General features: G+C 50.4%; 15 protein-coding genes and 1 tRNA gene. 5 read left to right on the forward strand and 11 right to left on the reverse strand.

Annotated elements, in window-relative coordinates; all coding sequences use genetic code 11:
* Positions 1–72 precede the first annotated feature (72 nt).
* The gene (locus E4L36_RS02410; RefSeq protein ID WP_136678959.1) at positions 73–1296 is read right to left on the reverse strand and encodes an FAD-dependent oxidoreductase; all 1224 of its coding nucleotides are present in this window, start codon (positions 1294–1296) and stop codon (positions 73–75) included.
* A gap of 177 nt (positions 1297–1473) precedes the next feature.
* Between E4L36_RS02410 and E4L36_RS02415 the strand changes: the two genes are divergently transcribed.
* Both E4L36_RS02415 and E4L36_RS02420 read left to right on the forward strand, forming a co-directional pair.
* Positions 1474–3075 (forward strand): methyl-accepting chemotaxis protein, encoded by a 1602-nt coding sequence (locus E4L36_RS02415; protein ID WP_136678961.1) that lies wholly within the window; start codon positions 1474–1476, stop codon positions 3073–3075.
* A 33-nt stretch (positions 3076–3108) separates the two neighbouring features.
* A complete protein-coding gene (locus tag E4L36_RS02420) occupies positions 3109–4227 on the forward strand; it encodes a beta-ketoacyl-ACP synthase III (RefSeq protein ID WP_136678964.1) in 1119 nt (372 codons plus the stop codon).
* A 92-nt stretch (positions 4228–4319) separates the two neighbouring features.
* Here E4L36_RS02420 and E4L36_RS02425 read toward each other — a convergent pair whose 3' ends face one another.
* The 5 genes from E4L36_RS02425 to nfuA all read right to left on the reverse strand — a co-directional run bounded on the left by E4L36_RS02425 (position 4320) and on the right by nfuA (position 10054).
* Entirely contained in the window at positions 4320–6203 is a 1884-nt protein-coding gene (locus tag E4L36_RS02425) for a SurA N-terminal domain-containing protein (protein ID WP_136678966.1), read from the reverse strand.
* Positions 6204–6268: 65 nt separating this feature from the next.
* A tRNA-Asp gene (locus E4L36_RS02430) sits at positions 6269–6345 on the reverse strand.
* A gap of 42 nt (positions 6346–6387) precedes the next feature.
* The gene (locus tag E4L36_RS02435) at positions 6388–6663 is read right to left on the reverse strand and encodes an HU family DNA-binding protein (RefSeq protein WP_127692821.1); all 276 of its coding nucleotides are present in this window, start codon (positions 6661–6663) and stop codon (positions 6388–6390) included.
* 133 nt (positions 6664–6796) lie between these two features.
* Complete coding sequence (lon, locus tag E4L36_RS02440) at positions 6797–9223, reverse strand: endopeptidase La (RefSeq protein WP_136679270.1); 2427 nt, start codon at positions 9221–9223, stop codon at positions 6797–6799.
* A gap of 231 nt (positions 9224–9454) precedes the next feature.
* Positions 9455–10054: a Fe-S biogenesis protein NfuA gene (nfuA, locus tag E4L36_RS02445; protein ID WP_127692820.1), complete on the reverse strand. Its 600-nt coding sequence runs from the start codon at positions 10052–10054 to the stop codon at positions 9455–9457.
* Positions 10055–10240: 186 nt separating this feature from the next.
* On the opposite strand from nfuA, the gene E4L36_RS02450 reads away from it, so the two are divergent.
* Positions 10241–11410, forward strand: coding sequence for a cation:proton antiporter (locus E4L36_RS02450; RefSeq protein WP_127692819.1), 1170 nt, complete (start codon positions 10241–10243; stop codon positions 11408–11410).
* A gap of 9 nt (positions 11411–11419) precedes the next feature.
* Here E4L36_RS02450 and E4L36_RS02455 read toward each other — a convergent pair whose 3' ends face one another.
* The gene (locus tag E4L36_RS02455) at positions 11420–12406 is read right to left on the reverse strand and encodes a glycosyl transferase family protein (RefSeq protein WP_136678968.1); all 987 of its coding nucleotides are present in this window, start codon (positions 12404–12406) and stop codon (positions 11420–11422) included.
* A gap of 92 nt (positions 12407–12498) precedes the next feature.
* On the opposite strand from E4L36_RS02455, the gene rlmD reads away from it, so the two are divergent.
* Both rlmD and E4L36_RS02465 read left to right on the forward strand, forming a co-directional pair.
* Positions 12499–13848 carry a 23S rRNA (uracil(1939)-C(5))-methyltransferase RlmD gene (gene rlmD / locus E4L36_RS02460; RefSeq protein WP_136678970.1) on the forward strand — a complete coding sequence of 450 codons (1350 nt, stop codon included), beginning with the start codon at positions 12499–12501 and terminating at the stop codon, positions 13846–13848.
* Positions 13845–14468 (forward strand): RluA family pseudouridine synthase, encoded by a 624-nt coding sequence (locus E4L36_RS02465; RefSeq protein ID WP_136678971.1) that lies wholly within the window; start codon positions 13845–13847, stop codon positions 14466–14468. The genes rlmD and E4L36_RS02465 overlap by 4 nt, the downstream gene beginning before the upstream one ends.
* Positions 14469–14483: 15 nt before the next feature.
* Here E4L36_RS02465 and E4L36_RS02470 read toward each other — a convergent pair whose 3' ends face one another.
* The 4 genes from E4L36_RS02470 to E4L36_RS02485 all read right to left on the reverse strand — a co-directional run bounded on the left by E4L36_RS02470 (position 14484) and on the right by E4L36_RS02485 (position 16999).
* Positions 14484–15431, reverse strand: a complete 948-nt coding sequence (locus E4L36_RS02470) for a 2-hydroxyacid dehydrogenase (RefSeq protein WP_136678973.1) — start codon at positions 15429–15431, stop codon at positions 14484–14486.
* An 80-nt stretch (positions 15432–15511) separates the two neighbouring features.
* The gene (locus E4L36_RS02475; RefSeq protein WP_127692814.1) at positions 15512–15997 is read right to left on the reverse strand and encodes a Crp/Fnr family transcriptional regulator; all 486 of its coding nucleotides are present in this window, start codon (positions 15995–15997) and stop codon (positions 15512–15514) included.
* A gap of 91 nt (positions 15998–16088) precedes the next feature.
* On the reverse strand, positions 16089–16727 hold the full coding sequence (gene maiA, locus E4L36_RS02480) for a maleylacetoacetate isomerase (protein WP_136678975.1): 639 nt from the start codon (positions 16725–16727) through the stop codon (positions 16089–16091).
* Positions 16728–16801: 74 nt separating this feature from the next.
* Positions 16802–16999: a DUF2783 domain-containing protein gene (locus E4L36_RS02485; RefSeq protein WP_136678977.1), complete on the reverse strand. Its 198-nt coding sequence runs from the start codon at positions 16997–16999 to the stop codon at positions 16802–16804.
* Positions 17000–17003 lie beyond the last annotated feature (4 nt).

Genomic DNA, 17003 nt, shown 5'->3' on the forward strand with positions numbered 1-17003 from the left:
TTTTTACTTTGCGTTCGGTTTTTTTGTTGTCCGAACGCAAAACTGCCTTAAGCCGCACACTGTGCGGCTTTTTTATAGCTGCTTTTTATCAGCGCCACCGACACCCCAGCCATCTAGGCCAAGGGCGAAACGCATGACTTGGCGTTTCGCAGGCCCAAGCCGTCCAGCAACACCCAACCCGATATTTCGTATCAATTTGATAGGTGCTAGATCATTACTAAATGTCCGATAAAACATGTCCATAACCGTCATCATCATGAGGTTATGACGGCGGCGGCGTTTTTCGTAACGAGTAACCAGCGCTTCAGACTCCAACAACACACCTTGTCGGTGACAGGTCAAAATAACGTCAGCCAGCTCGGCAGCATCAAGCAATCCGATATTGACTCCCTGCCCTGCCAGTGGGTGTATCATATGTGCAGCATCGCCAACTAGCACCACGCCTGGCTTACCGTAGTCTTGTGCATGCTGGCGGCGCAGTGGAAAGAACCCTTTCCCATTCACTTTGGTGATCTTGGGCAACACCACTGGAAACTCACGCTCAACCGCCGCGATAAAAGCCTTATCGTCAAGCGCAGCCAATGCTTTGACTTTCTCAGGCGAGTCATACCAGACCAGCGACGCGCAAGCGCCGGATAACGGTAGAAAAGCCAATGGCCCAGCCGACCTGAACTGCTGCCAAGTGATATCCTGTTGCTCACCGGCAACCTCAACCGAAGCGACCAAAGCCTGCTGCTCGTAATCCCACTTATGTGTGCCAATTCCAACCAACTGACGAACCTTGGATTCCCCACCGTCTGCGGCAACAACGAGACTGCCCACCAGTGTTTTTCCATTTGTGAGGCGGATAACACTGCTGCCGGGCGCGAAATCTAACTCGTAGTCAGAACTGATATACAGGTCAACGCTCGAGAGCTCTCTTAGCTGATCCAGCAAAGCAAGCTGCAGCACCCGGTTCTCGACGATGTGCCCTAAATGATCGTGCCCATCGATATCCGCAGCATCAAATTCAGTTGCTGCCAGCTGCTCACTTTGCTCCCAAGTTTTTAAGCGTCGATAGGGGCAAGCACGGCGAGCAAGAACACCATTCCAAACACCTAGGTCACGCAAAATTAGCTCCGACGCAACACTCAATGCAGATACGCGCAGATCATGAGATTGGCTATGATCGAACGGTTCTGGCAACTGGCGTTCAATCACCGCCACGCGCAAGCCTGCTTTGCCGAGAGAGACTGCTAATGTCCCGCCAACCATCCCGCCGCCAACGATCACAACGTCATATAGTGCTTCTTGCATAAACTCCTCGGTGGCCGTTAGTTTGAACTGCGGCTCAGTATATATCAGAACAGGAAAGCCCCGCAGTATGTTATTCACCCTCGCTCGTTAAACGAAAATCGTTATATTTTAGAGAGATAGCAAAGAAGTGTATTTTTTGAGCTATCCTGATACTAACTTTTTCCAAGAGAATTCGACATGAAACTCAAGCTAGCCTCTAAAGCCATCGCCGGGTATATCGTCATACTGTTACTGGCTGTATTAGCATCACTGCTGCTTTATCGCTCGAGTAGTGCCATTAAAGTCGATGTAGACGCGCTAACAGATCAAAACCTCCCAGCGCTCAATACAACCAACGACATCAACTTGGCGATCCGTGATAGCCAGATTAGCGCCTATCAACTTTACGGAACGACGTTAACAATCGATCAGTACCGCAGCGCGATCTCCGCCAACTCTCAACAACTCGAAGCACTCCTATCCGACCTCGTTGTGGGCGATGCATCACAAGTGCGCCCCTTACGCAGCGCCATCGACCAAAACCAACGCTCACTGGCTCAATTAGGTGATGTTATGTCAGCGTCGTCGATTGATTGGGATCGCGCGCGCCAAGTTCTGCAAGAGATGTCACAGAACGAGCGCCAGATCACTCAGCAGGTCAGCAAACTTTCTGAGATGATTAAAACAGAAGCATCTTCGCGCGGACACGCCATATCCGGGCGCCTCGACCAGCAACTCAATATGGCTATTTTATTGGTTCTACTTGTATTAGCTACGCTGTTCGTTGCTGCGCTGTTGACGAAAAAGTTTGTATCTCGCCCTATTCTGGCTTTATCTGGCGACTTAGCGAATGTAGCCACACATTATGATCTAACGCATCAAGCCAAAGTGCTGACAAACGATGAGATTGGCGATACCAGCAAACAGCTAAATACGTTACTCAGCTCGCTCAGTTCAGCCCTGCGCGATGTGCAGCAAGCGGCTGGTAATACACAGCAGTCGGTATCGACACTGAGCACAACAGCCGAAACATCAGACCAGCAGATCGATATGATGACCACAAAGATCGAAGAGCTCGTCAACACCATGACGCATCTAGAACACCACATCGCTGCTCAAGTGGGGCGCTCCGAAGATGCAGCACGCGCAGCGCAAGAGAGTGCAGAGAGCGTTGAGGTCAGCTCGCAAGCGATGCATCGCACATCCGAAAGTATTGGCCGCCTAGCTCAAGATGTCGAAAGCTCCGCTGAAGAGCTGATGCGTTTGCATGAAACGAGCTCCAACGTGGGCAACGTGGTCAGCACAATTGCAGAGATCGCGGAGCAAACGAATCTACTGGCACTCAATGCAGCCATTGAAGCGGCACGCGCAGGTGAGTCGGGCCGGGGCTTTGCTGTTGTGGCAGATGAGGTCCGCACCTTGGCAACGCGCACACGCCAATCGACTATTGAGATCAATCAGATGCTGGAAGCACTGGTTGCTTCCGTGAATGGTGCAGTTGGCTCTATGCAAACCGGCCGAGACCAAGCATCACAATCGGTAGAACTCGGGCAACAGATGGTGGCGAGTTTGAACGATATTCGCCAAAATATTCTGGCACTAAGTGAAGAGAGCCACCTGGTCGCAGTCGAAACAGAGCAAGCGGGTACGCAGGTATCACAGCTCTCTGAAGAAGTGCAGCGCTTTAGCGCCATTGGCCGTGCTGTTTCCGAAGACTCGCAACGCATTAAAGCTGAGGCGAGCAGCCTGCACCAGCAAGGTAGTAAGTTACAAGCGACCGTTTCCAAGTTCAAAATTTAAATGTCAGGCAATGCGCCTGACTGGGATACAGATATGTCAGTTGTCATTAGTGGTGTAGGGGTATGGACGCCGCCATTTAGTATCAGCAACACGGAGCTGGTCGATGCATATAATGCATGGGCCACTCAATTTAATGAGCACAACGCCGAGCAAATTGCACAGGGCCTTTGCGAGCCCAAAGCCCTATCGAGTGCTGAATTTATCGAGAAAGCATCAGGTATTAAAAGCCGCTATACCTATTGCAAAGAGGGCACGCTAGACGTAAATCGTATGCGCCCAAAGATTGCGGCTAGAAGCGATGACCAGCTATCCCATCAGGCCGAAATTGCACTTGATGCCGCCAAAAAAGCGCTTAGCGCGGCTAACAAGTCAGCACAAGAGATCGATGCAGTCATCGTCTCCTGCTCCTATACTCAGCGCGCCTATCCCGCTATCGCTATCGAGGTGCAGCACGCACTGGGCATTAAAGGCTTTGCATTCGATATGCTCGTGGCGTGTTCAGCTGCGACATTTGGTTTACATCGTGCCTACGAAATGATTAAAGCTGAAACCGCACGCGCAGTGTTGGTGGTCAACCCTGAGCTGACCTCACCCCAAGTGAATTATACTGACCGAGAAAGCCATTTTATTTTCGGCGATGTAGCCACTGCAACCGTTGTTGAAAGCAAAGCCACAGCGCACGCAGAACACTGCTATGAGATCTTAAGCACCCGGGCAGAAACGCAGTTTTCAAACAACATCCGCTCCAACTTCGGATATACCGCTCGTGTTAGCGATACAAACCCATTTGAGGAAGCTGCGCTCTTTCACCAAAACGGCAAAAAAGTCTTCAAAGAAGTGTGCCCCATGGCTGCTCAGCATTTGGAAGCGCATATCGAGCAACACAACTTGTCAGCACATGAGGTAGACCGTTGGTGGCTACATCAAGCCAATATCAACATGAATAATCTCATTGTGAAGCGGCTTTTAGGCCGCGACGCTGATGCATCTAAAGCGCCCATCGTGCTAGACCGCTATGCGAATACCGCATCTGCAGGTTCACTCGTAGCGTTTGCACTAAACCATGAGGACCTTTCAAGCGGAGCAACGGGCGTTATCTGTTCATTCGGTGCCGGCTACTCTATCGGAAGCCTTGTTCTGAGGAAGTACTAGCTTAGCGCGACTTTTCACTTCCGCCCCGATAATCGCCAAAAACATCAACAAAAAAGCCCCGCTTAGCGGGGCTTTTTTATACGAAATATCAACTACAGTTTTTCAACTACAGCTGCATCTTTCAAAACTTCAACGGCACCTTGGTACTCCTGCTGTCCAACCCGGGACTGCAAGAAGCCTTCAATAAAGCGTTGCTCATCGGCAGATATCTCAGCTGTCGGCGCTGTAACGCCGATGAGCGCCACAACCGCCAGACTACCATCTGATAGCTCAGCGGTACCCGTTGTTGCCTTACCAGCAACAGGTTTTGCCATTGCAAATACCTGCTGTAATAACGCAGGATCGATTTCGCTCGCGGTACGGGAGACGTTTTCTTCATTGGAAACAGCACGGCCAGCAGCAACAGTATTGATATCGCTACCCTCCTGCAATGCCGCTACTGCAGCGTCAGCCTGCTCCTTCAAAACCGCTGCAGCTTTCTCTGTCTGTAGCGTTTCTTTCAGCAGCTGAGCCACTTCTTCCAACGCCTGTGGGCGCGGTGGCTGGTGCTCTCTGACACGGATAACAACCGTGCGGTCACTATCTAGTTCGATCGGCGCACTGTTAACGCCGTCTTGGATCAGTTCGGCACTAAACGCTGCATCGATAACACGCTTATTCTCAGTCACCGCATTATCACCGCCATTACGCGAAAACGGCGCGGCTGTTTCGATGGCAATATCCAATACTTCTGAAGGCTCAATAAGGTCACCTGAAGAGAAGGACACATCTGCTAGCTGCTCCAGCTTCTCCACGTACAGGGCTTCGACTTTGTTGTCTGTTACTTCGTCAGTTAAGTCAAACTTAGCTTCTGCGAAGGTTGGAGGTGTCTTTTCAGACAACTCACCTACTTTGATAACGTGATAGCCAAATTCAGTTTTAACAGGCTCAGAGGTCGCTCCAGCGTCCAAGGCAAACATTGCATCTTCGAACTCAGAAACAAATACTCCTTTACCATTCACACCAAGGTCACCACCAGACGCAGCAGAGCCAATATCGTCTGATTCAGCCTTAGCAAGCTCAGTAAAGTCAGCGCCAGCGTCTAGCTGTGCCTTAAGGTCGTTGGCTTTAGCTAGAGCTGCTGCCTCATCAACATCCCCGTTAATTTCAACCAAGATGTGGGCAACAGGGCGCTGCTCTTCAGCTTTAAATGATGCGAGCAGTTGATCATATTGCGCACGCAAGTCATCTTCGGACACCGAAATTGTGTCACGCAATGCGAGCTTGTCCAACAAGATGTATTCAATAATAACCTGCTCATCGGTCAACAGGCTATCCTTCTGCTCTTCGTATCGTGCCGCTATTTCAGCGTCCGTCACATTAACGCTTTGCTTTGCTTGCTCGAGAGAGAGAGGAAAGTAACTAAAGCTACGTGTTTGACGATCAAGCGCTACTAGCTGCTCTACTGCACCTGATGTGCTAAAAGCAGAGAATTCAATCGCATTTTTAGTCTGCTGAATTAAGCGCTCTTTGCGCATTAAATCGCGGTACATCAGCGGTGTGAGGCCAACGTTGCGCAGCACAGCCTCAAACTGTTCAGCAGAAAACTTACCGTCAAGTTGGAAGTCTGGCGTGCTGACGATCATCTGATCAATCATACGATCAGAGATCAGTAAGCCCTGATCTTGAGCCGCTAAAAGAAGCGTTTTTTGCTCAATAAGCGAGTCCAACACCATGTTTTGAATGAGATTCTCATCCAGCAAGGTTGGATCTGCATTTTCTCCCATCTGGGATAGCAGTTGACGACGCTGCAGCTCAGTTGCCTGATAAAACTCCTGTTGAGTAATCTCTTCGCCGTTAACTGTTGCCGGCGCATCAGAACCCGCCGTCAAACTTACTAGAGACTCAACACCAAATAGTGCAAAGGTAACGATTATTAAACCAACAATGATCTTGGCAACAATACTTTGAGAGTTATCTCGGATTGATTGCAGCATGGCTCACCTTAAAAATCCAAAACTTCAAAAAAAAGGCGCATTCCCCTGAATGCGCCTTTTCTGTCTGGCGGAACGGACGGGACTCGAACCCGCGACCCCCTGCGTGACAGGCAGGTATTCTAACCAACTGAACTACCGCTCCCTGACCTTAGGCTTGGCCGTCAAGCGGCCAGGCAAAAAGAGTTTACTTGTTTACTGCGTCTTTCAGTGCTTTGCCTGGTTTGAATGTAGGCAGAGTAGCTGCTGAAATTTCGATTGGCTTACCAGTCTGTGGATTACGGCCTGTACGTGCAGCACGCTCTTTAACAGAAAAAGTACCAAAACCAACTAAAGCTACAGATTCACCTTTCTGTAGTGTAGAAGTCACAGCGTCCAGGGCGCCGTCCAATGCGCGACCGGCAGCTGCTTTTGAAATGTCTGCAGAAGCTGCGATAGCGTCGATCAGTTCAGACTTGTTCACGATGTTCCCCTTTATCGAGTCGATTATTTTTTATGTTCTGTAGTCCATGCTCAGCACAAATATCTCGCACTTTATACCAACTGGCAGAAATGGGTGTCAAGCTCTACACCCCTGATTCTGCCTATGTTTGCGATTAATGCGTCTTTATTTGCGCCGCACTGGATTTCTTAGATTTTTTTTTGGATGAAGTGTGATCAACCGGTTCTTCCGTCAGTGGCTCTGGCTGATATTTCAGTGCGATATCCAGCACCTCATCAATCCACTTCACCGGACAAATAGTCAGATCAGCTTTAATGTTATCAGGTATTTCCTTCAGGTCACGTTGATTTTCATCAGGAATGATAACTGTCTTGATGCCACCGCGGTGTGCTGCGAGTAATTTCTCCTTCAAACCGCCAATCGGAAGCACCTGTCCACGCAAGGTAATCTCCCCGGTCATGGCAACATCTGACTTCACTGGGATATCAGTTAAGGCCGAAACCAACGCCGTACACATACCGATACCAGCGCTTGGGCCATCTTTCGGTGTTGCACCCTCTGGTACGTGAATATGCACGTCTTGCTTTTCATGGAAGTCACTTTTGATACCTAAACCGATCGCTCGGCTGCGTACAACCGTCAATGCAGCTTGGATCGACTCTTTCATGACATCACCCAGGCTACCCGTTGTCACCTGACGGCCTTTACCCGGTACTACCGTTGCTTCAATACTCAGAATATCGCCGCCTACCTGCGTCCAAGCCAAGCCTGTCACATGACCAACCTGATCTTTCTCTTCCGCTAGACCAAACTTGTGCTTCTGAACACCGCTGTACTCTTCCAACGCGTCCGGCTGAATCGTAATCGGTGCTTTCGCTTTGCCCAGTGAGATCTCTTTAACGACCTTACGGCAGATCTTAGCGATCTCGCGCTCCAACCCACGTACGCCTGCTTCACGCGTGTAGTAGCGTACTAAGGCCAAGATCGCATCATCGGTTAGTTCGAGCTCGGTTGGCTTCAACCCGTTTTGCTTAATCTGCTTTGGAACCAAATACTTACGCGCAATATTTAACTTCTCATCTTCCGTATAACCTGGAATACGAATCAGCTCCATACGGTCAAGCAATGGACCCGGAATGTTCATGGAGTTCGATGTACATACGAACATTACATCGGAAAGGTCGTAATCGACTTCCAAGTAGTGGTCGTTAAAAGTGCCATTTTGTTCTGGGTCAAGTACCTCAAGCAGGGCAGACGCTGGATCACCACGCTGATCCATGCCCATTTTGTCGATCTCATCAAGTAAGAACAGAGGGTTGCGAACGCCAACCTTAGCCATTTTTTGGATTAGCTTACCCGGCATTGAACCGATGTAGGTACGGCGATGTCCGCGGATCTCCGCCTCATCACGCACCCCACCTAACGCCATGCGAACATACTTACGGTTAGTCGCGCGCGCAATCGAGCGACCAAGAGACGTTTTACCCACACCCGGAGGCCCTACCAAGCAAAGAATCGGACCTTTGAGCTTTTTAACGCGCTTCTGCACCGCCAAGTACTCGAGGATACGCTCTTTCACTTCCTCAAGACCGAAATGATCTTCATCAAGAATCTGCTCAGCGCGCTTCATATCGTGGCGCACTTTGGAGCGTTTATTCCACGGTAGCTGCAACATCCAATCGATGTAGCCGCGTACAACCGTAGCTTCAGCAGACATTGGCGACATCATTTTCAGCTTGTTGTATTCGGCAATCGTTTTATCGTAAGCCTCTTTTGGCATACCGGCTGAATCAATACGATTTTTCAGCTCTTCGATATCACTGGTGCCGTTTTCGTCAAGATCGCCAAGCTCTTTCTGAATGGCTTTCATCTGTTCATTCAGATAGTACTCGCGCTGGCTCTTCTCCATCTGCTTTTTAACACGGCCACGGATGCGTTTCTCGACTTCAACCAGATCAATTTCAGCTTCCATCAGAGACATCAAGTGTTCAAGACGCTGACGGCTGTCTAGCATCTCTAGGATGACCTGCTTCTCATCAAGCTTGAGTGTCATGTGCGCGGCAATCGTGTCGGACAAACGGCCGATATCATCGATACCTTGCAAAGAGGTTAGTACCTCAGATGGGATCTTCTTATTGATCTGGATAAAGCGCTCAAACTGCTCAAGTGCCGTGCGCTTGTAAACTTCGCCTTCGGCCTCTTTGAGTGATTCAACAGGCAAGCTTTGCACTTCGGCCATGAAGTAACCTTCGTAGCTTTCTAAGCTCTGAATCTTGGCTCGATAGTCACCCTCTACCAAAACTTTCACAGTGCCATCAGGCAGCTTGAGCATCTGCAGGACGCTCGCTACAGTGCCAACTTCGAAAAGGTCGTCGGCAGTTGGCTCATCCTCAGATGCGTTCTTCTGAGCGATAAGCAGAATCTCTTTATTTGATTCCATCGCAGCTTCTAGCGCTTCGATGGACTTCTCTCGGCCAACAAAAAGTGGGATGACCATATGAGGATAAACAACAACATCACGTAGCGGCAGCACGGGAAGCTCTACACTGATTACCTCGTCGGCAACTTCGAACTGATCCATAATTGGCATGGCCTCTCTGCAGGGCGCCCTCTAAAAAGTGTTAAGGCGCGAAAAAACGAAAACTACAACTTTTATACGTCTGAATATTAAATATGGGACTACTAACACAGAAAACAAGCGTATTTATGAATTAAATTGTCAGGTTTTCTGTACTAAAAGTGATAACAGGCAGTGAGATAGGGGGTCAAGCGGTATAAAGCGCCCCATCAAACCGGGGCGCTGTGAGATAACTTATTTGTAATAAGCGTTGTCAGTTACGGTGTGATCCGTAACATCGCGCACACCAAGCAAGCCAGGTAAGCGCTCCATTAGCGTTTTTTCAACACCATCTTTAAGCGTCAAATCAACCGCGCTACAGCCTTGGCAACCACCGCCAAACTGCAACACTGCGATATAGCCGTCAGTCTCTTCAACCAATTCAACCAACTTTACCTCGCCACCGTGTGATGCCAGACCAGGGTTGATATCAGAATAGAGGATATAGTTAATCTGCTCGCTCATTGGGCTATCAGCAGATACTCGCGGCATCTTCGCATTGGGGGCTTTAATAGTTAGCTGCCCGCCCATACGGTCTTGCGCGTAATCAACAATTGCTTCTTCAAGATATGGCAAGCTGTTGTTTTCAAAATAAAAACGGATTTTCGTTAACTCAAGAACTTCGTCATCTTCAATAACTTCGTCCGGGCGACAATACGCTAAGCACGTTTCCGCGTATGGTGTGCCAGGTTGAGTCACAAACATACGCACCGCGATGCCTTCAACATCTTGTTTTTCGAGTAGCTCAGCGAGATAGTCTTCCGCGCCTTCCGTTACGGTAATTGAGAGTGCCATGCAGTAGTACCTAAAATTCTGTTAGCGATTTTCGATATAGGATACACCTTTCACATACCTGAGTAAATTGATCAGTTATTAAACACACGATGCTATTATTGAAACAATCACCTTGCAGTAAAACCACTTCGAAACACTAAATAGCATCTGATAAACTATACGCATCACAACTCAGGGACGCCCTAAATGGCTGAGCACTCAATAGTTTTCTCTTTTTTTCTGATCTTCACCGGCGCAGCCGTGCTGGCATCTGCCGCACTCTACACACGCCAGCCTCTGCTCGTTGCATACATTGTGATTGGTGCAATTTTAGGACCTTACGGTGTCGGCAGCATCTCTGATACGGCACTCATGACCGACATCTCCCATATCGGGATTATTTTTCTGCTCTTCCTACTCGGTCTAGATATGCAGCCTTCTCACCTTGTGCAGATGCTAAAAAAAGCCACATGGGTCGCGTTGGGTAGCTCACTGATATTCATGGCGATCGGCTATGGTGCTGGCGTGCTGTTTGGCTTCACCCAACTTGAAGCGGTGATTATTGGTGCTGCATTGATGTTTTCTAGCACCATTATTGGGATTAAGTTGCTACCCACAACCGTGCTACACCACCGACATACCGGCGAGTTAGTTGTTGGCTTGCTGCTATTGCAAGACGTTATAGCAATCATCGTGCTACTGGTGCTTTACAGCGGGCAATCAGAAGATACCAGTTGGTTTGGCATGGTTAAGCCGCTCCTCGCGCTGCCCGTTCTGATCATTATGGGCCTTCTGCTGGTTAAGCACGTTGTGCTGAAACTCATCCAACGCTTCGACCGCTTCCATGAGTATATCTTTTTGCTCGCCATCGGCTGGTGTTTGGGTATGGCAGAAGCCGCACAAGCGATGGGCTTATCCGCCGAGATGGGTGCATTCTTCGCTGGTGTTGCATTAGCCACCAGCCCGATCTCCCAATATATCGCAACCAGCTTAAAACCGCTGCGTGACTTCTTCTTGATCTTGTTTTTCTTCTCTGTCGGCGCGAGCTTCAATCTCGGCTTAGTTGGCGAGATTATCGTTCCATCAATACTGCTCGCGATTGCAGTGATTGCTTTAAAGCCACTGGTGTTCCGTTTTCTGCTCCGCACGATCAAAGAGAACGACAAGATGGCCTGGGAAGTTGGCTTTCGCTTAGGGCAAATTAGCGAGTTTTCACTACTGATCGCCTATATTGCAGCAGGCTCAGCGATGATTGGTCAGGTTGCATCGCACGTTATACAGGCAACCGCAATCCTGACCTTTTTGATATCGACCTATGTGGTCATCTTTAACTATCCATCACCTATCGCTATCTCAGATAAACTGCGCCGCGACTAAATCGTTGGGTTACTGAAACCGCTCGCGGGAGCGGTTTTCCCACATGGAAGTCGCTTGAACGACCGCCTCAGCGTGGTCAACTGCACGCCCACGCAACAAAAGAACGGCTGCAAGTGTCGTGATCACAGCCCCCTCTCCATACTGATGGCTTTTCTCACCACGCCAAACGGCAGATAACAAGGTTACGTCTAGGCTTGGGTCCTTAACTAATCGGCGCTCGTAGATACGTGGCCACGTGGCATCCGACAGTTCCCCTTGGCGAATCCAGCGTACTTCGCAATCACTATCAGGTTTTAACTCTGCTTCGCCACCATCACCACGGATCGTTAAGCTGTTCTGCATCGCCAACAGGTAGCTTGCCTGTTGGTGCATAGGTGCGTAGGCCGGATGGAATACACCATCGACGGTATATTCAGCCCGCAGCGGGTTAATCAGACGGCATAGCGTGTGCACGGGCGAGCGTAAACCAAAGGTGTTCCGTAGTTCGATAATATCGCCGAGCTTAGGCACTAGCGTATCGATGCTCATAAACGCAAAAGCATGTGAGTCCAGCGACTGGCTAACCGCTTGCCAATCATGACAAGGCTGCAAACCAAACAGCTGCAACATATCCTCGGTATAGATACGCCCCGCCGTGTGGCCTTTTACGCCGTGCATAAAAATACGCTCGCCATTTTCAGCAAGCACAAACGCCGCTAACAAGAACCACGGAAGCTGGCGTTTTTTGCCGGCATAACTCGACCAATCTAGATCAACATGCAGCGACTCAGGTGCACAAGCCACCGCACGTGCCGCATCAACGAAGCCTGCGAGTTCCTCTGGTGCCTCCTCTTTTACTCGCAACAGCATCAGAAACGCACCTAACTGCTCAGGACGCACTTCATCTTGAAGGATCATGGTCATCGCTTCTCGGGCCTCCTCTCGCGTTAGCGAGCGGGAGCCCGTTTTTCCTTTTCCCAAAATGCGTACAAACGGCGCGAACGGATGCTCACTCACGGCTAAAACCTCATACTTCAAGACTCAACAGAGGCCACACTATAACAGATAAGCTTGTGCTAGAATGCGCGCATCAAACATAGAGAGCCTCCATGAAATCCCGACCGATTCGATTTGGCCGCCCTGCGGAAAAAAAACCTACCCTCGATACCACACCAATCACCTTGCGGATTGAGTCACTCAGCCATGACGGCCGGGGTGTCGCTCGGCACGAGGGAAAAACCATTTTTGTCAGCGGAGCCCTTCCTCATGAAACGGTGACCGCAACCCTGACGCAGCGGCATAAGCGCTTTGATGAAGCGGAAGTCACTGCAGTAGAGGTTGCTTCTGAGCACCGCACCGTGCCGGTCTGTCACCATTACGCTGAGTGCGGCGGCTGTCAGATCCAGCATCAAGCCGCGCCACAACAGATTGTTGATAAAGAAGCGAGTGTGCTAGCGCAGCTACAGCGCATTGGCGACACAACACCGCAAACTGTCGTGCAGCCGATAACGTCAACGCCTACAGGCTATCGCCGGGCGGCACGCTTAGGGGTCAATCAGTTGCAGCGCAACGGTGAGATCATCGTCGGTTTTCGCCGCCGTAAAAGCAGCAAGCTACTCAACATAGATACCTGCCCGGTCCTGGTCGACCCACTCAACGCTTTAATCGCCCCATTGCGCGATCTACTGGAAACACTTGATCATCCAAAGCGGATAACACATGCCGAGCTTCAAGCGAGTGATGCCACGGTGGCCGTAACACTGCGCTGCAAACCTGCTCTCTCGAACGATGATCGCGAGCGTGTCGCCGCCTTTGCCGATGTACAGGACTGCCATATTTTCCTGCAAACGGATCAAGGCATGGAGCCTTTACGTGCACCACAGCCGCTAAGCTACGCTGTCATGGATCACAAACTGTCACTCACCTTTACCCCAGGCGACTTTTTGCAGGTCAATCGCACCGTGAATGAGGCGATGATTGAGCAGGCGCTAGAATGGCTCGAACTTTGTAAAGACGATACCGTTTTAGACCTGTTCTGTGGCTTGGGTAACTTCACGCTACCCATGGCACTGCGTGCCGGTGAAGTGCTCGGTGTTGAAGGTGTTAAAGAGATGGTTGAGCGCGCCACGCAAAATGCAGCAAAGAACCAGTTAACAAACTGCTCCTTCTACTGTGCCGACCTCGCAGAACCGAGCAAGCACACGCCTTGGTTTAAAGCGAAATACAACAAAATCCTGCTCGACCCACCGCGCTCCGGCGCATACGAACTGATTCAGCAGCTCCCTGCCCGTGCGCAGAGCATCCTTTACATATCCTGCGAGCCATCAGCGTTAGCACGAGATACCAAGTTGTTAGCCGAAAAGGGCTACGTGCTTAAAAAAGTTGGCTTGATGGATATGTTCCCGCAAACCTCTCATGTCGAAACAATGGCGCTGTTTGAGAAGCAAAAGAAAAGATGATTCCGGTACTTTATGAAGATGAACACCTGATCGTAGTCGTCAAGCCCGATCAAGTCCTCTCAGTGCCCGGCAAAGGGCCTGATAAGCAGAACTGTTTAGGCCGCAGAGTGCGCAACCAAAGCCACCCCACCGCCCGTATTGTGCACCGCTTAGACTATGCAACATCCGGCGTGATGGTCATGGCACTCACTGCGCAAGCACATGCTGCCATGAGCCAACTGTTCCAGCAGCGGCAGGTCAGTAAGCGCTATCAAGCTATTATCAGCGGCCATCCAACCGAGGACACTGGCGTCATAGAACAGCCCCTGCGCTGTGATTGGGAGCGGCGGCCACTACAGATTGTCGATCCGGTGGATGGCAAATCCGCTTGCACCCATTGGCAAGTGATGGAGCGACTAGCGCAAGCCACGCGCGTTGCTCTGACCCCAGTAACAGGCCGCTCTCACCAACTGCGTGTCCATATGCAATGGCTAGGGCATCCTATCGCTGGTGATGCGTTCTACGCCGATGAAGCAGCGCTGTCGTTGGCCGACCGCCTGCTACTGCATGCCGAACAGATCGCCTTTACGCATCCGATTACAGGTGAGCCTATCGCGATTAGCTCACCCGCACCGTTCTAGGCCAAGGTTTAGCCTCTACGCAACGCGATAGCCGCCTTTATCGACTTTAAATGCCAGTATATTGTCCGCTGTTTGGCCGATGATGCGCTGGCGCGCTTCCTTACTGCCCCACGCGCTATGCGGTGTTACGATCAGGTTCGGAACATCTCCTGCAAGGAGCGGATTGTCATCGGTGGGTGGCTCTTGCGTCAGAACATCTGTCGCAGCACCCGCTAAACGCCCCTCACGTAGCGCGTCCGCCAAAGCTAACTCATTCACAACACCACCACGCGCCACATTGATTAGCACGGCATCAGACTTCATCTGTGCCAAAGCAGCCTCGTCGATCAAATCTTGGGTTGATGCCGTTAACGGGCAGTGGATCGTTAATACATCCACCTGCGGAAGCAGGTCAGCTAATTGCAAGCGGCCCGGGCGCTTATCATGTTCATCACGTGCTGCTACGAGCACCTGCATACCAAACGCACGCGCAATTTCCGCAACACCACGCCCAAGCGCACCGTAACCGATCACGCCTAACGTACGTCCGGCCAGCTCTCGAATAGGGTAGTCTAATAAACAAAACTGGGGCGATTTTTGCCATTCACCCTCCCTCACCGCGCGGTCATAGCTCAACAAATTGGTATGCAGTGCCAGCATGAGGCTGACCGTATGTTGAACCACCGAGGGAACGCCATAAGCTTGGCAATTGTAAACAGCGATATTGCGGCGTTTGGCGGCATCGAGATCGATATTGTTCACGCCAGTCGCAACCACCGCGATCATTTTCAGTTGGCTAGCTGCAGCTATCTGCTCAGCATTCAGGACAACTTTATTGGTAATCACAACATCCGCATCCTGAATTCGCTCCGCCACTTCAGCAGCGGTTGTCCCCATATAGGTGACCAACTCATCGACGGATGCTTCCAACGCACTCAAGTCCAAATCATCTAAGCTTTGCAAATCAAGGAAGACCGCCTTCATAAAACTCTCCATTATTCAGTGGGTTGGCACGCCACTGTAGCAGGTCATTATGCGAAGCGGTAGGTTAGAAATCGCGCCCGTTACTCGGGTAGCTCAAGTTTGACGATACGATTTTCAAGCTCCCGTACAACACGAGCCATCTCTCGCGATAGGTTTAAAAGCAGCACGCCGAAATCAGCTGGCATCGTATCGTGAAGATCGTGAAAAAGGCCGCAGCTAACCTCAAGAACGATAGTATCCTCGGCGGCCTCTGCGCTCCCAACACGATGATGCAACGCAACCATCGCCATAAAGCCCAACTCTTCACCAAAACAAAAGTCGCGGATATAAAGCATTTTGCCTTCATGGTGCTTATAGAAAGCAAGTGCGCCATCTAAGACAACATAAAAGCAGCCGCCGGGGTCGCCATATTGATAGAGGGCCTCGCCCTTTGATAGCTTCAGGAGCGAACCTTTATGCAATAAGTATTCGATTGCCGAACCCGACAGTGCACCAAAGGTTGAAGCTTCTTTCAGCCGATCAAGGGGGATCAGTTCAAGTAGCGCTTGTGCCGTTAAAGGCGTCATGACTTGTTCACTCCAAGGAACCCTATATTGGCATTATAGGCAAACATCGTCATCAAGGAAGAGAGGGCTGAAGAACTTCAGCCCCATTTAACTAAGCGCCGGGTTGCTTCGCAGGGTGAGCATCAGAAAAAGCCGGCAAGCTCTGGCAATGCGCATCAACAGCAGCGAGCGTTGGATATGCTGACATATCCACCTCAAAGCGGTTAGCGTTGAAGACCTGTGGAACCAAGCAGACATCCGCCAGTGATGGTACATCACCATAGCAGAACGCGGTTTGCTCTGGCCGAGCGACCAGTTTCGCTTCAAGCGCAGCAAATGTTTTCTCGACCCAGTGACGATACCAAGCCAACTTCTGCTCCTCAGTTGCACCTACCTCGCCAACCAAATACTGCAGGACGCGAAGGTTATTGATCGGGTGGATATCGCATGCAATCGCTTGCGCAAATGCTCGCTGCTGTGCACGCGCAACGGCAGAACCAGAGACTAAAGCAGCGGTTTCAGGATAAGCATCATCGAGGTACTCACAGATCGCCAAAGACTGCGTCAGTTCAACACCTTGGTCTACTAACACCGGCACCAAACCTTGATCGTTACGCGCCAAATGCGCTTCTGCTCGCTGCTCTCCGGTAACCAGATTGACGGGGATTTGCTCGTACGCAAGTCCCTTTAGGTTAAGGGCAATACGTACACGGTAAGCCGCAGAGGAACGGCAATAATCATATAGAATCATCTGTAACAACTCCGAATTCTCGAGTGCATAACGTATAAAGCCCAGCAAATGCTGGGCTGTTACAAACGGCAGGTTTAAACTAGGTGCTCTTTTGCAATTTTCATCGCCTCTTCCAGCACATCGTGATCGCCGATGTGGTTGGAGAGTAGCAAAATGAGGCGCGCATTAACATCTGCGCTCTGCTCATCAGCGAGGTCACGATGCAGATCCGTCAACACCTGATAGAAGTCATCTGGACGTGCAAGATTTGGCTCAGTGATTAATTTACTCATAGTG

This window comes from Neptunomonas sp. XY-337 (genome assembly GCF_004959845.1).
GTDB classification, from domain to species: domain Bacteria; phylum Pseudomonadota; class Gammaproteobacteria; order Pseudomonadales; family Balneatricaceae; genus Neptunomonas; species Neptunomonas marina.